The following is a 14,510-nucleotide window of genomic DNA, read 5'->3' as shown; positions in this document are numbered from 1 at the left end:
TACAATGGAGATGAATAAAAAATCAATCATTATTTCGTTGCGCTTATGCAGATGCCTGATTTAACCTTAATTATCTTTGCTGGAAAAGTAATGAGGATCATTTGGCCGGTAGATGGTGGGGCTGCTGCTGACCAAACCGCTTTGCTTTTACTGCCATCGCTTTATCCAGCCTTGCTCTTAATCCACTCATCCACTCTGGCTCATGCGCCCATTGTTCTGCCCCAGATCGAAGCACACGTACATAACCGTACAGATTGGCAAAACGACGACATGCCGGAAACATCGACTCCATATCATAGGCGTCTCCTGCTTCCTTCCAGTACCCTTGCAAGAATAGTCGCTTCTTCTGCTCCCATTCATCCGGCTGAATTTCATCCCGTAAACTATCCAGAGTCTGCTCCACATCCATTGCGTACCAGTGGTACATCGCGTCATCGAAGTCAATGGCGTAACAGGAATGACTTTCCTCGTCATAGAAGACATTATCCAGTTCAAAATCGTAATGAATTAACCCGAAGTTCTGCAGAGTAACGGGCCAATTTGCAAAATAACTCCGGAGAACTTCTACCTCATTGAGCGCCGCATTCTCGCCAGGGAACTCCCCCAGAACGCCCTTCATCCAATCCAATACATCGGTATACATCCAGCGTTTTGCCTGTTTGGGTGTGTATTCACGGGATAAACGATGCAGCTTACCCAATGCCTTACCCAAGCTGTGTACGATCTGGTCATTTAAATCGATACTGCCCATCTGGTTACCAGCAACTCGTTTGAATACGGAGGCATAATACATTCCCCAAGGCGTATGTGCCTCAACCAGCTCTTTCCCTGCATGGGAAGGTACAGCTTCCATGGCACCATATTGGTTTAGTTTAAGATAGGTCAGGAATTCTAGCTCTGCTGCAAGATTGGTTTGATTTTTCTCCTCTGCAGGGGCAAAACGAAGCAAGTGAACCTTTCCCTGATCCCTGAACGGATACACAGCATTGGAGGAAATACGATAATACTTGAACATGTCCAGTGACTCCGGATCATAACTCCAGTTTTTCAAAATCATCTCGGCGAGATCGTTATTATGGAACAAATATTTAAGTTTTAACATGGGCATATCTCCTTAGTGGTCGTTTAATGTAGAACGCATTTAGCGTTCCGATTCCTATTTTTGCGCGCAAAAAGCCGCAGGCTATGCCTGCGGCTTTAAAAATCTGGACACACGGGTTTACTTGCATAAGCAAATAAACCTCGTGCAACCCAGGAAAAATGAGCAGTAATATCCCTATATGTCGGCAGACCTCAGATCGTCACATCAGCAAACTCCAAATGCTTCGCCATGTGTCGTTGCTCTGCCGGATCTATTCAGTTCGTAATCACCTTAATTGTTGTTGTAACGCTTTGCATCATCTTAGCCCGTCGTTTCATGACGCTCACTCCTTCCGAAAAACAAGTTATTTCCATAATACTCCATCAAGTGAAGGTAGGCAATGAATATCAAGACTGTGTAACAACCATTCGTTCTACGGTTTCGGTGTTCTCCTTATACCAAACCATAACGACATCTCCCTCTTTCAGATCAGACACCTGAATGGATGAATTAGCATTTTGGTTGTTGCCTGGGGTACCCACGCCCATGCCTTCCGTGATATCCACATCCTCACTGATGTTCAATTTCATTTCGATGCCCGTATCTTTCATATCCATGCTTCCACCTCTGGAGGCGCCTGATCGTCTTCCATTTCCATTATTGGAATCTGTGGATAAGTTATCCTCCACCTCAAGCAACGAAATCGTGACGGTACTCCCTGTAGCAGAGATCACTCTGCCTGTAAGATCGGCATTCATCATCCCCCGCATATCGTCCTGACCGCCTGTTCTGCCATTCATCCCTTGTCCTCCGCCCCTCTGCGTTCCTCCATTCATGCCCGGGCCACCACCATTCATCATTCCGCCACCGTTCATGCCTTGTGCAGAACCGGTATTCGTAATGTTCTGGGCAGTGATAGCATCGCAGGCAGATAGCAAAACTGAGCAGGTCAGCAGCAAGAGCATAGCCGATATGAGATAACCATTTTTTCGCATACGGATCACCCTTTTCTCAGGGAAGAACGTTCCCAGCCGAGTTTTCTATGAGACATGAAGTTATAAGCATCTTTGAATCCCATGTACGACAATACAATCAGCAGCGGATATACGGGGTAGATATACCTCGATTTAATCTCCCACAGAATATAGAATCCGATAAATCCGAGAATAACCAGAATCAAAGAGACTTCGTCATACCGCTTTCCACGAATCCCACCGACCAAGCGAATGAAAATAAAACAGTACATCATGAAATTCATCACATAAACGATCCAAAGCACCCCCGTCCGATAGACGGAATCTCCCTTGAATAATTCTGTGACCGCATTGGTATAACTGTAGGAGCCGGCAATTCCGCCACCTCTTCCTCCTCCCATACCCGAAGAATTTTCATTGCCAATGCCATATCGATCCATTTGGTAGGTGCCTTCGGTCCAGGTCCAAATAATCTTTTTGTAATACATCTGGGCCAAGTCACTTAAGCTGGCTTCCGACAGTTTGCGTTCAATCTCCTGCTTGTACAGTTCTGTACTTTCAGCTTTATTATAGTTGGCTTCTCTTTGATAGATCTGGTAGCTCTCCATATTGTCCCAGAAGCCGAACCGTTCCAGATTAATACCCATGTTCAACCACATATAGACCGGTGCCGAATTTTCTCCAACAGGCTCACTTACAGCACCTGATGATTTCAAGACCGCATTCTGAGTCCACCCTGGGACGTTAAACAAAATAGCCAGCACAAAGATGGAGACAATCCCTTTCTTGAATCCAATACTTCGCATATTGAGCAGGATAGTTAATATAGCAGCAATCAGCACTATCACACCAATGCTTCGGAAGTAGTTGCCAATCGCGAGCAAAATGGCCGCAATGACAATCGTCTGCCAAGACTTTTCACGTATAAACCGAATCAAAAAGTATAAACAAGATGTTAGAAACGCTGTAGCAATTACATCGTTATAGATCAGGTTGTTCAGAAACAGGGATGGCAGATACGTCGCTGCAAAGATCAGAACCCCGTAATCACGTTCTTCGGACTTATAATTTAACTGTTTATAAATGAGATAAATCATTAATGTCGTTACCGTTGCAAACAAAATATTGAACAGCTTGATCACCAGATAATTATCCGGGAACAAGTACAGCAATGTCTTTAGATACAAGACGGTAGAAAAGTTGAACGGGAACATGTGCAGATATCCACCTGTTTCAAACGAGGAATAATCCTGATCGTAGAGCATGTTCATCGCGAGTGAAAGCACAGTCTGTGAATCATCCGTAGGCACTCGTGGAAACACGAAAATAATTATAATTTGAATGGCCAGAGAACATAGCAGCACCACAGGAATGACAACTTTGGGACTGTATTTGTTCAGCTTCAGACCAAGCCGATATAACACGACGCCCGATACCAGAAGCAAGACAATCACTGGGATAAAAATACTCCACTGCTGCCTACCCAGAATCGGATTATCCCCGTACAAGGTGTAGTTGTACTGTGCCCGGACAAATAGGGATGAAACGATAAACACGCCGACAAAAACAAGCAGAATGAGATAAAGCGACTTATGGATCACCTTAGACATGCCAAAACTCCTTTTCCAGTACAGGATTCGGGAATAGTATAATGGCTCTACCTGAAAAAAGGCTGAATTCAGTTTTGTGCTTAAAAATGCTCATGGAGACAACAAGGAATATGAGGATACCTCATCGAATAAGAAAAATATGTTCATAGTTAGATATCCCTCATGCGCAAAGGAGAATTGAAAATGAGAAAACTCATTCTATTTCTGCACGCATCGCTTGACGGTTTTGTAGAAGGGCCGAATGGTGAAATGGACATTGGCTGGGTTTCCTACGATGCTGATTTGGAGAAACACGCAAAAGAAATTCTGAGTACTGCCGACACGGTCCTTTGGGGGCGTGGGACTTATCAGATGATGCACAGTTACTGGCCATCTGTGCCTTCGAACCCATCAGCTTCGCAACATGAACTTGATCATGCTGATTGGATCGAAAAGACAGCCAAAGTCGTTTTTTCCACGACGCTGGAGAAAGTCGAATGGAATAATTCAAGACTCGTGAAAGAAGATATCGAGGAAGAGATCAATAACCTCAAACAGCAGCCAGGCAAGGATATGGTCATCCTCGGCAGTCCTAGGTTCGCACACCACCTTATGCAGCTTGATTTAATTGATGAGTATAAAATTACAGTTTCTCCCGTCCTGGTCGGTAAGGGATTGCCATTATTCCAAGGCATCAAGGAGAAGATCAATCTTAATCTAATTGAAAACAAGACCTTTGATTCTGGAGCCATAGGTCTCGTTTATCAGACGTTAAGATGACCTTGTTATTTAAGGTGATTACGCAACGGTAGACAAATCGCTAAATAACCGCCTTTTCACAAAGGCGGTTTTCTTATGGTCACAAATCAACATTAGAATGTAACATAGCTATTTTTTTCAGGATGCCCTGCAACTAATGAGCGAATTACATATACACAGATTCTGAAGCCATAAATTCTTACAAAATATGCTATAATCAACAAAGCAATAGAATAGGCTTAAAGGGTCGGTCGGTTACCTCGCCATGAAGGGAGGGATGCCCTGTGACAGTGTTTGAAGCAATCATGTTGATGCTTACCTTTGGTACGCTCATCGTTGCCATTCTGTGTCCGATAAACGCAAATAGACCGCCCCCCTCGCAAAGGATGCGGTCTATTTATGATCAGCTTTCTAAGCGAAGCCCACCGCCCTTAAAAGCGGCTATTGCTCAGAGAGTCGTGTTACCAGCACAGCTCTCTTTGCATTTTACGTATAATCTGCCCTTATTATACCATACTCAAATCTTTGAAGTTACATATAAACCGTGTTAATCCTCATACATTTCCTTTTACTCGCGCATATCTTACGGTACCATCCACTACTTCTTTCGTTTCTTTTCCCGAGCCTTCTCCACATTGGCCTGCACCCGAAATTCCACGATCCGGCGGATCAATTCTTCTGGCAATGGTTGATCCAATGGAAATTGCACCGATCCTTTGGCTCCTTTATACCGTGAGAGTTCTTCCTTAAACGCTTCAATCCCACTGGCACCCGGGTAAAATCCGATATGCTTGGAGTACGCTGCAAAATGAACCAAGTTCCCGTGCTCTGCATACGTTGGCATCTTGTAGCTGATCTTCTCCACGGCATTGGGAGCGGAATCGCGAATGATCTGTCTTAATGATTGTAATTTGACCTGTACATCCGAAGGAAATTGCGAGATATATTCATCTACCAGCACATCATAAGAGGTACTATCTGACATCTTGAACTCCTTCCACCACGTCCATTCGTGGTACGCATATTTTTACAACGTCATGGCTCGGCCATATCGCATCAAATAATCCTCCTTGGCTTTGTAGTCGGGCATAACACTGCCCACACGGCGCCAGAACGAACGATCATGATTCATATGATGGATATGGCATAACTCATGGATGATCACGTAATCAATCACCTCTAGTGGAGCCATCGCCAGGCGGTAGTTAAACGTCAGCTTTTTATCCCAACTGCAGCTTCCCCACTTGGTCGCCGATTCCACGATGTCCACAGACTTCGGCTTCACCTTCAACTCCTGCTGGTAACGGCCGATGCGCTCACCGATCATTCTTTTACACTCCGCAAAATAAAACTTCTTCAGATTCGCACGCAAATCCTCTTCCGAACATCCCTCTACGTGAATTAACTCATGCAGCGCATGTTCTTTGCCAAAGAGCAGAAACTTCCCTTTACCTTCCTCTTCATATTCTTTCGCTTGAGGACCGTCCAACGCCTGCTGCATCAGAGCTGATTTTGTCAAAATCACTTCCCCATGCTGCGTAACAAGCTGCCGGATCATGTCTTCGCTGGTACCATTGGGAGCCTTGATTGTGACCATATAGGGTAAATCCATCGTAATGGAAGCTTTCTTCCGTTTTCCATATTCGATATGACAGTTAATGATGTGATTGTTTATTTCAATAGTTAGCATAACCTGCTCCACTTCTTCAGATATTTCAATTTCAAAATTTGGATTTATTCATTCAGATTGTAACCCATTCAGTAACTCTATGCATTATGTTTCGTGACACATTATATATTTCGCATTAAATTTTTATTCATTAATATGTATTATTATAAAATTATAAGATAGGAGGATAGATATGACCCCTACATCGAATCCGGATTACAAAACCATTGAGGAACTATCACTCAACCATTGGCCGCCCTTATCCACCTTGCTTTTTGACGGATGGACAATGCGTTTTGCACAGGGATATACGAAGCGCGCCAACTCCATTCAACCTCTTCACTACTCGACCATGGATGTGCATGAAAAGATCGAGCAATGCGAGCAAATTTACGCTTCCAATCAGTTAAGTACCATATTCAAGATTACGCCGTTTATCCAGCCGGATCATCTCGACCAGCTTTTGCATGAAAAGGGGTATGATATTGTGGATCTCAGCCGGGTTCAGACTCGGAGCCTGGAAACCATTAAGGAGCCCGAGCACTCTGATGTAAAAATGGACGAACAGTTAACCGGAGAGTGGCTGAATCACTTTTGCAGACTGAATCAGGTAAGTGATCTGCATCGGGGAACGATGGAACTAATGTTGAATAACATCCGTACGCGTACAGGTTTCATCTCGCTGTTCATCGACGGACAAGTCGTTGCTTGTGGATTTGGTGTGGTGGAACGAGGCTATATTGGATTATATGACATCATAACGGACGCTAACTTCCGGAATCGGGGATTGGCCGAGCAGATGATCCTTCATCTGTTGCATTGGGGAAAAGAGAATGGTGCTACCTCCAGTTACCTGCAAGTAGTTGCCAATAATGCTCCCGCATTAAAACTGTATGCCAAACTTGGATACACGGAAATCTATACATACTGGTATAGGGTCAAGAAAGTCTAGGCTTTTCTACAATCACTTATCAGCATGAGTCGATGGCTTTTACAAGCTTTTCAGTTTATTGGGGTCAGTACCCAGCAACACACTCAATTTGCCGGACATCCCTTGCGCAGAAGACATGCTCACATAAAACAAACCCGTTGACCAAGCCTGGTCATTCCAATAAGTATGCTCTATACCATCTGCTGGGACAGTATAAGACATTTTTGCGGTTCCAGCAGTAGATTCTTGGTTAATCGTAAACGTGAACGCTTTCGAACCGGTATTTTTAAAGTTCACTTTCACATATTCAAATCCTTCCGGGATATTAAACTGTTTCGTAGTCGCAGTACCTGCAAAATCCTCATTATTAATTACTGATAATGTGGATGTGGTAGAAGTAGCGACAACGGATTTATTATTCATTGAAGCAGTTGTTATTACTGTAGTAATGATAGCGGTGGCGGCTAGGACAGCCAGTGCTATTTTTGTAATGTGTTTCATAATGTCACCTCCACCTGTTATATCTGTATTATATAATTTGAGAAATCTCTTCTGTGATAAAGCTGGTTCTCAGCTCTGATTGCGCTCCAATTGTTTTTCGATTCCCAGCCTGTCGATCTGAATCCAGTACTCTGCAATTCTCTCATTCTCCACTCGATATACCGCACTCGCCATTTCAATCACGGGCAGGTTGGTCGGCGCATATCCATCCACTTCTCCTACATGAGTACCCACTTGTCTCCAGCGTACATATACTTTATCTCCCTGTGCAAGCAACTCCTGAATCTGCAGCGAAAAATCTCCGTACGCCTCAATCATTTCCCTCACATGATCCGCATAGACGGAAGGCGTTCTTGTGACCGTCACTTCCTCTTCCGAGATCACCTGGTGAGCCAGTACCTGCTCGGCCATCAGTGTATTGGCATAATCAAGATTGCGACCCGAGCGCACTTCTTCAAAAAAAGTTCTGACAATCTGTTCTGGCGTCATCCGATCCACTCCATTTTTCGTTTTATCATGCATTGTACCAGAAGTCTCGACAATTCTCACTCTCTCGCAAAGATCAATTTAACTAGCTCTTTTACTGGATTCTTGCTCTATTGTATATAGTCATAATATACCATTACATATCTTGACAATAAGTCTATATGACCATAGACTAGCAAAAGACATTAGGAAATTAATAGGAGGTTTTGCTGATAAGAGGTTCGTAAATGGGTTTTAACCAGAAATGATAATCTTCGGTGTTTTAATTTTTTTAGAAATTAGACTTTGCAACAACTGAGAAAAACGAGAAAGCGGTGTACCATGAAACGTTTATTTTTGATTATGTTTATGCTTACCCTGTTACTGGCTGGATGTCAGAGCAATGACAAGGAGAGCAGCCCGTCCGAGAATAACCCCACAGAAATAGTAGAAGGTTCTAGCGTATTAAGTTTGAAGCAGAAGTACGGATCCGAATCGATTAAAGCGATTATGCCGATGTATAACGTAGCTCAGGATGAGGAATTCACGTTTAGGTTTAAAGCAGATTTACGTAAAAATAGCCTGTCAGCTAGTGACATTATTAGTGTACATACCGATATCAAGGCCCTTGAATCCAGCAAAGTTTACGCCATACCAGAAATCAATGACAACAATGTTTCTATCGAGCCTCTTGGATCGGGTGTACTAAGCTCCGATTCATTAAATAACACACATCAAAGTTCTTGGGGCGGTGCCCCTATCTATTACATTCGTCTGAACTATGATCCGGATGCGGAGAAGCTAACACTGCTCAATCAACCCATCATTATTCCGTTTACAGTGAAATCGGAGTTACCTGTGCCCAACCTAAGATACGAGATTGATAAAGACAGACGGTTAAAGTTGGTCTGGGACAAGGTTGAAGGTGCAACCGAATATAAAATTTATGAGCGTTCTGACCTAACTTACTTTGATACAAACAAGCCTGTGACCGGTGCAGAGGATGCTTTTAATAATAGTCTGCCTTTAGATCTTGCGGTAACGACAGAGACGTCTTTCAATGATTTTTTGAGAGACGGAAAAGGCGGGCTCGGCACTTATAATGAACTGATAACTACTCATCAGAACCATGGTATACGAGGAGAGTATTACGTCACTGCACTAGGTGGAGGAAAAGAATCCAATTTTAGCAGAGGTGTCCCTACAGCTCCGCTTGCTTCCCAGTTACCAACAGCTTTGAAAGAACAATTGTATAGGGAGAAATTAAAGAATATAGATGTACTCCCCCAAAAAACGACAGTTGAGTACAATGATGGTTCCTTAGCCCGTGAGACGATTGTCTATGACACCGCTGGTGTAGAGATTTCAGAGTTTAATGAAACGAATATTCCTTTTCACGTTAAAGGAACAGCTCTGAAAAGTTACGTACGAGTGGAGAATGTGACCCAAGATGACCTGAATAGACTTGCCCAGCAAACCGTGGCTGATTCCAGTAACGGACTGGTAGAACCGAAAAATAACACACCATATGTCCCTGCACCTGATGTGCCAACCATTATCAACAATCATGATTCTCCTGCATCGGAGACTGCAACGGAAACAGAAACAGGACCGACGGTTGAAGAAGCTCCATCTACAGAGTCCACAACCGATACTGGGACGTCAGAAGCCGATACTGATTCTGCATCCACCGAGATTGGCGATGAAACTCCCGATAAAGCTTCTGATGAAATTACGAGTGAATCTCCGGATCCAGCTTCCGAAATTGAAGAGGACAATCTGGTAGATGAGCAGAAATCCAATACCCAGCAGAATGTAGAACAAGGTAATCAGGAAACGGTTCCTGAGCCGGCTACAGGCGATGCAATGATCAATGCAGATTCTGCATTGGAAGAAGTTTTGGCTAAAAACATGGTTGCTGCCCAAGACAAGATCTCATTAAAAGCTTTTCCAGAGGCCCAAAATTTCACAACGCTCTCGGATGTTGTCCTGAAAGTAATGTACCAGAATCCATTGATTCTTGGTGTGGAAGGTTTTGAATACAATTACGGTACACTTACCCTTTCGATCCATTACAATGAGTCGGCAGATGTCATCCAGAAGAAGCAGAGCGAGATTATTGCCAAAGCAAACGAAGTTGTTGCTTCCATCATCAAGGATGGCATGAAGGATGATGAGAAACGGAAAGCCATCTACGATTATCTGAACGATAACGCGAAGTATGATGATGCAGCATTGGAAAATGCAGAACAGAACAATTTTAAAAATGTCGATGCACAGTTCAACGATTCGTTTACCACTTACGGTATCCTTGTCAAAGGCGTTGGCGTATGTGCCAGCTATGCTTCCGTCTACAAACTGCTCTCCGATCTGTCTGGACTGGAAAGCATCGTCGTAACGGGAGCATCTAGCGGTGTTCCTCATGCGTGGAATAAGGTCAAAATCGGAAATGAATGGTTCCATGTAGATGCTACCAACAATCTGACCAATTCCGGTATTCCTTACTTCCTGTACAATGCAAATGATGAGACGGCTGAAAGTCAGAAAACGATAGCCGATAAGGATTACTGGCTTGATGCCGAACTCGCCCTGTTTAATGGCGAAAGTGATGCGAACGATTATTATGTACAGAATGATCTCGAAGTCGCTTCGATTAGTGAATACAAAACGAAGGCTGAGAGTGAACTGAAAAATGGAGAAAATCGGGTAATTCTCCGTTTTGCCTCACCTGTGGACTCTGATGAGCTGATGACAGCTGCAGGCGAAGCCCTCGCTGCGGTAGATGAAGCCCTGCTGAATACAGCTCAATTGGCCACGCTCGGCAGCTACGCCATTTTGGAGCCTAACCCGGATCAGAAGTAATGCAATAATCAGGAAAAAGTCCATAACAACAAAGAACTCCATTCACCTTTATCGGGATTGGAGTTCTTTGCTTTACTTGCCTATGATCACTGACCTATAATTTGTAGGCTTTTTATATCCAAAATTACGGACTAACTGTACCGCCATTGGCGTTCAGTGTCTCACCGCTCACATAGCTCGATTCCTGGCTCGCCAGGAACACAAACGCCGGCGCCATTTCAGCAGGCTGTCCTGCACGGCCAAGCGGAGTATTCGATCCAAAATCAGCAAGCTTCTCTACGGGCTGTCCACCAACGACCTGAAGCGGTGTCCATACTGGGCCTGGTGCGACAACGTTCACACGGATACCTTTGCTGCCGACTTGCTGCGCCAGTGCTTTGCTGAAGGTGTTGATTGCAGCCTTTGTTGTCGCATAATCCAGCAGGATTGGAGACGGCTTATATGCCTGAATAGAAGACGTGTTAATGATGGAGCTGCCTGGTTTCATGTGTTTCACAGCTGCTTTACAGAGCCAGAACATTGAATAGACATTGGTTTTGAATGTTGCATCAAATTGTTCTGTAGTCAGATCGGCGATCTGCTCAACAAACTGCTGTTTACCTGCTACGTTGGCGAGAATATCGATCCCGCCGAGCTCTTTCACAGCAGATTCAATGAGTTCTTCGCAGTATTTCTCATCCTTGAGGTCACCTGGAATCGCAACAGCCTTGCGGCCAGCTTCTTCAATCAGCTTGACCACTTCCTTCGCATCGGCTTCTTCCTCAGGAAGATAAGCCAGGACGACATCCGCGCCTTCACGGGCAAAAGCGATAGCTGCCGCCCGACCAATACCGCTGTCGGCTCCGGTTACAACAGCTTTACGTCCGGTCAGACGTCCGCTGCCTTTATAGCTTTTTTCACCTGTATCAGGTACAGGAGTCATTTCACGCTGAAGCCCCGGCTCCTCCTGCTGCTGCTTCCAATCTGATGTCGCCTTCGGATATTGTGTCGTCGGATCTTGCATGGTGTGCTGGTCTTGATTAGCCATGTACAATTCCTCCTCGGATTTATTTTATTTTGGAAGTTGTTTTCATAAACGTTGCACTCTTTCCTTTGTAACCGAGATGGGTAAAATTTAAACTGGCTCTGAATATTTCCATGGCAACCTTCCGACTTAGAATCTCCAGTAACAGGAGGTTGTATAATAGATCCTGAGGTGATTTTATTGAACCCAAGCAGAGATACATATTCGATCGGTGAAGCTGCCAAAATGATCGGCTCGACCGTCAAAACGATTCGTTATTACGATGAAATCGAGTTGCTCCGGCCCTCTTTTCATACGGAAGGTGGTCACCGTCTTTATACACCGCAAGACGTTTGGCGGCTGGAACTCATCACAACGCTTCGCTATTTGAATTTTGGCATATCGGATATTCGCAAGCTGATGTCCGGTGAACTTGGCGTGTCACAGGCGCTGGATCTACAGATTGAAGCCCTGGAAACTCAGATTGGGACAATGAATTCCATGCTCTCCATTCTGCAACAAGCCAGACAACGGGAAGCGGAAGATACACTCCATTCCGGACAGTCCCTTACCTATGTCTCAAGCCTGGTGGATTCGCTGACCGTCAATGCTCAAAAAAGGAAAAAATTCGTTTCCGCCAAAATGGAAGAATCTCACCTGCTGGACGGAATCCCGCACGAATGGAGAGTTTCGTTTCTGCATTTTTTCGACAAATACATGATGAAAGATACAAAGCTGTCAGCCCAACAAACACTGGCATGGAAAGAAATTCAGGAAATCATCAACGATCCGGCCTACATCGCCGATCTGGCCCGTCTCGAACTTCCCTTCTTCACCATGGCGAATCATCCACAGCTTGAAGCAGAAGCCTGGGTAAAAAAAATGGAAACCCTCCGCATTCGTGCCACCGAAGCTCTGGACCAATGTTGGCCGTTAGATAGCCCCGCAGTGCAGAGCATGGTGTGGGATTTTGTGATGATGTACGCCAGTAATGAACATGCTGGAGATCCGGAAGTATTTTTTCGCAAACAGGCTCGATATATGCTCAACTCCGTAACTGAGCGCATCCTTCGTTTTAACAAGCTCTGCAAGATCGTGAATCCTGAATGGAGCCAGATCGTAGACGGCATTAATCTGTTGCAGGAAGGCATGCGACTGCGATTAAAACAAATGGAAGAAGACTGAATTTCAGTCCTCTTCCATTGTTACATTCACCCTTTTTTCAATGAATAGGATGCGTGTTCTCCCACTTCACTGTCCAACTGGAGCGGTTGCCCTTTCAGATAGTGATTAAAGAAGTCGATTGTTGTGTCATTTACGATTTGGTGAGCTCCCTTTGCATCTACCCCCTGTGACCATTCAAGAATCGGAGATATCAGATAGAGATCCGAGAAACTCAGATGTTTGGTATTACTCAGCTCCATCCAGTAGTTCCCTCCCGCGGTCACCGGTTCATAACGTGCATACACTTCTTCGTAGTATTTCTCGGCTTCCGGACGAGTCGTGCCCATTGCTTCAATCTCGTGGTCACTCATGACACTTGTACCTGCAACGGTTGTGTCCGCGCTCATCATGAGAAACGGTTTGCCCACTCCTTCAGCAGGAATGCGCTTCTCCCCAAACAAAACGCCATCCATGTTCATACCTGCTTTGACACGAGGATCATCCATCAGCATCTGTACGGTTGTTGCCCCGCCAAATGAATGTCCAAACATGCCGATGTTGTCCAGATCCATATATCCGTTAAAACGTCCGTTTGAATCATTGGCAGCCAAATTCTCCACTTGATCCAGCACAAATTGCGCATCCTTCACCCATGTCTCGTTGAGCTTGTCCATATAACTGAATTGCAGTTGATCGAAGCCTTCCTTGCTCTCCGATTCAAATTGTGCCACTCGCCCATTCGGGAACACAGAGACCAGACTACTGTACGTATGATTAATACCCACAACAATATAACCTTGGCTCACCAGTTGCTCCACCTGGAACGTATTTTGATTTTCATAACCATGCAGGCCATGTGAGAAAAGAATAACCGGATACTTGGCTTCCGCATTAGACAATGATGCCTCCTGAATGGCATGGGTTTTGACTTGACTCAGGCTTGAAAATAGAAGCTTTGGCAGCTTCAGCACATCATTAAAGGCTGTTGCATACACTTTCGGATCATTGACGTAAGGAGCCGTTGTTCCCTTGGTGTCTTTATCCGTTGGATACCAGATCTGCACCATCAGTTCCCGTTTGTCTCCGGCTGTACTCGTCAGCAATTCCTCCCGGCTCTCATCCGTCCAATCGTAGGATAGCGTACCGATTCCGTAAGGTCCTGTTGGTTTATCAAATGAAAATACCGGAAACAGAAGTGGTAGCCCCATCGTCACGGCAGCGTATACCAATACCAATAGCGATGTTCCAATGATTCGAACACGTCCGAATTTCCGCACGCCAGCTGATTTTGACCTCTTAGCGATTAACACAAACAGTGGAACCAGTGTGAGAAGATACACCGGAATCATGGGCCAACGAAATCCCTCACTCACCCCATGCACCAGCAATAATATAACCGATATGACCCATCCTCCCCACACCATTTTCCGAGGTTTGTTCCAGCCCCCAATCAACCACACCAGCATCACTACATTGAAAATAAGATAAATCCATTCTAGAGTTCTCATTATT

The 14,510-nt window shown here is 44.7% G+C and carries 14 protein-coding genes; 5 read left to right on the top strand and 9 right to left on the bottom strand.

What is annotated here, in order from left to right:
* Positions 1–97: 97 nt before the first annotated feature.
* The 3 genes from DC345_RS25895 to DC345_RS25885 all read right to left on the bottom strand — a co-directional run bounded on the left by DC345_RS25895 (position 98) and on the right by DC345_RS25885 (position 3,665).
* Entirely contained in the window at positions 98–1,102 is a 1,005-nt protein-coding gene (locus DC345_RS25895; protein ID WP_113055660.1) for a phosphotransferase enzyme family protein, read from the bottom strand.
* A gap of 386 nt (positions 1,103–1,488) precedes the next feature.
* Positions 1,489–2,076 (bottom strand): hypothetical protein, encoded by a 588-nt coding sequence (locus tag DC345_RS25890; protein WP_113055659.1) that lies wholly within the window; start codon positions 2,074–2,076, stop codon positions 1,489–1,491.
* Positions 2,077–2,081: 5 nt separating this feature from the next.
* Entirely contained in the window at positions 2,082–3,665 is a 1,584-nt protein-coding gene (locus tag DC345_RS25885; RefSeq protein WP_113055658.1) for an ArnT family glycosyltransferase, read from the bottom strand.
* Positions 3,666–3,848: 183 nt separating this feature from the next.
* Here DC345_RS25885 and DC345_RS25880 point away from each other — a divergent pair, with 183 nt between their 5' ends.
* Both DC345_RS25880 and DC345_RS32490 read left to right on the top strand, forming a co-directional pair.
* Complete coding sequence (locus tag DC345_RS25880) at positions 3,849–4,424, top strand: dihydrofolate reductase family protein (RefSeq protein ID WP_113055657.1); 576 nt, start codon at positions 3,849–3,851, stop codon at positions 4,422–4,424.
* A gap of 263 nt (positions 4,425–4,687) precedes the next feature.
* The gene (locus DC345_RS32490; RefSeq protein ID WP_220095256.1) at positions 4,688–4,954 is read left to right on the top strand and encodes a putative holin-like toxin; all 267 of its coding nucleotides are present in this window, start codon (positions 4,688–4,690) and stop codon (positions 4,952–4,954) included.
* 47 nt (positions 4,955–5,001) lie between these two features.
* Here DC345_RS32490 and DC345_RS25875 read toward each other — a convergent pair whose 3' ends face one another.
* Positions 5,002–5,388 carry an iron chaperone gene (locus DC345_RS25875; RefSeq protein ID WP_113055656.1) on the bottom strand — a complete coding sequence of 129 codons (387 nt, stop codon included), beginning with the start codon at positions 5,386–5,388 and terminating at the stop codon, positions 5,002–5,004.
* Between the two features lie 42 nt (positions 5,389–5,430).
* Complete coding sequence (locus DC345_RS25870; RefSeq protein WP_113055655.1) at positions 5,431–6,093, bottom strand: M48 family metallopeptidase; 663 nt, start codon at positions 6,091–6,093, stop codon at positions 5,431–5,433.
* A gap of 172 nt (positions 6,094–6,265) precedes the next feature.
* On the opposite strand from DC345_RS25870, the gene DC345_RS25865 reads away from it, so the two are divergent.
* Positions 6,266–7,024, top strand: a complete 759-nt coding sequence (locus DC345_RS25865) for a GNAT family N-acetyltransferase (protein ID WP_113055654.1) — start codon at positions 6,266–6,268, stop codon at positions 7,022–7,024.
* A 39-nt stretch (positions 7,025–7,063) separates the two neighbouring features.
* Here the strand turns inward: DC345_RS25865 and DC345_RS25860 are convergent, their stop codons facing one another.
* Both DC345_RS25860 and DC345_RS25855 read right to left on the bottom strand, forming a co-directional pair.
* The gene (locus DC345_RS25860) at positions 7,064–7,504 is read right to left on the bottom strand and encodes a hypothetical protein (protein ID WP_113055653.1); all 441 of its coding nucleotides are present in this window, start codon (positions 7,502–7,504) and stop codon (positions 7,064–7,066) included.
* A gap of 69 nt (positions 7,505–7,573) precedes the next feature.
* Positions 7,574–7,993 (bottom strand): ester cyclase, encoded by a 420-nt coding sequence (locus DC345_RS25855; RefSeq protein WP_063567144.1) that lies wholly within the window; start codon positions 7,991–7,993, stop codon positions 7,574–7,576.
* A 318-nt stretch (positions 7,994–8,311) separates the two neighbouring features.
* On the opposite strand from DC345_RS25855, the gene DC345_RS25850 reads away from it, so the two are divergent.
* Positions 8,312–10,831 carry a transglutaminase domain-containing protein gene (locus DC345_RS25850; RefSeq protein WP_113055652.1) on the top strand — a complete coding sequence of 840 codons (2,520 nt, stop codon included), beginning with the start codon at positions 8,312–8,314 and terminating at the stop codon, positions 10,829–10,831.
* Positions 10,832–10,955: 124 nt separating this feature from the next.
* On the opposite strand, the gene DC345_RS25845 is transcribed toward DC345_RS25850, so the two are convergent.
* Positions 10,956–11,858 (bottom strand): SDR family oxidoreductase, encoded by a 903-nt coding sequence (locus DC345_RS25845; protein WP_113055651.1) that lies wholly within the window; start codon positions 11,856–11,858, stop codon positions 10,956–10,958.
* A 177-nt stretch (positions 11,859–12,035) separates the two neighbouring features.
* On the opposite strand from DC345_RS25845, the gene DC345_RS25840 reads away from it, so the two are divergent.
* Positions 12,036–13,019 (top strand): MerR family transcriptional regulator, encoded by a 984-nt coding sequence (locus tag DC345_RS25840; RefSeq protein ID WP_146752163.1) that lies wholly within the window; start codon positions 12,036–12,038, stop codon positions 13,017–13,019.
* 26 nt (positions 13,020–13,045) lie between these two features.
* On the opposite strand, the gene DC345_RS25835 is transcribed toward DC345_RS25840, so the two are convergent.
* A complete protein-coding gene (locus tag DC345_RS25835; RefSeq protein ID WP_113055649.1) occupies positions 13,046–14,506 on the bottom strand; it encodes an alpha/beta hydrolase family protein in 1,461 nt (486 codons plus the stop codon).
* Between the last annotated feature and the right edge of the window lie 4 nt (positions 14,507–14,510).

The sequence above is a fragment of the Paenibacillus taichungensis genome (genome assembly GCF_003287275.1).
In the GTDB taxonomy this organism is placed as follows: domain Bacteria; phylum Bacillota; class Bacilli; order Paenibacillales; family Paenibacillaceae; genus Paenibacillus; species Paenibacillus taichungensis_A.
This window is presented reverse-complemented; position numbering and strand designations above follow the sequence as displayed.

Excerpts from the sequence above, each read along its gene's own strand:
- DC345_RS25870 (WP_113055655.1), bottom strand. The coding sequence starts at position 6,093 with ATGCTAACTATTGAAATAAACAATCACATCATTAACTGTCATATCGAA.
- DC345_RS25875 (WP_113055656.1), bottom strand. The coding sequence starts at position 5,388 with ATGTCAGATAGTACCTCTTATGATGTGCTGGTAGATGAATATATCTCG.
- DC345_RS25845 (WP_113055651.1), bottom strand. The coding sequence starts at position 11,858 with ATGGCTAATCAAGACCAGCACACCATGCAAGATCCGACGACACAATAT.
- DC345_RS25895 (WP_113055660.1), bottom strand. The coding sequence starts at position 1,102 with ATGTTAAAACTTAAATATTTGTTCCATAATAACGATCTCGCCGAGATG.
- DC345_RS25835 (WP_113055649.1), bottom strand. The coding sequence starts at position 14,506 with ATGAGAACTCTAGAATGGATTTATCTTATTTTCAATGTAGTGATGCTG.
- DC345_RS25865 (WP_113055654.1), top strand. The coding sequence starts at position 6,266 with ATGACCCCTACATCGAATCCGGATTACAAAACCATTGAGGAACTATCA.
- DC345_RS25890 (WP_113055659.1), bottom strand. The coding sequence starts at position 2,076 with ATGCGAAAAAATGGTTATCTCATATCGGCTATGCTCTTGCTGCTGACC.
- DC345_RS25850 (WP_113055652.1), top strand. The coding sequence starts at position 8,312 with ATGAAACGTTTATTTTTGATTATGTTTATGCTTACCCTGTTACTGGCT.
- DC345_RS25860 (WP_113055653.1), bottom strand. The coding sequence starts at position 7,504 with ATGAAACACATTACAAAAATAGCACTGGCTGTCCTAGCCGCCACCGCT.
- DC345_RS25880 (WP_113055657.1), top strand. The coding sequence starts at position 3,849 with ATGAGAAAACTCATTCTATTTCTGCACGCATCGCTTGACGGTTTTGTA.
- DC345_RS25855 (WP_063567144.1), bottom strand. The coding sequence starts at position 7,993 with ATGACGCCAGAACAGATTGTCAGAACTTTTTTTGAAGAAGTGCGCTCG.
- DC345_RS25885 (WP_113055658.1), bottom strand. The coding sequence starts at position 3,665 with ATGTCTAAGGTGATCCATAAGTCGCTTTATCTCATTCTGCTTGTTTTT.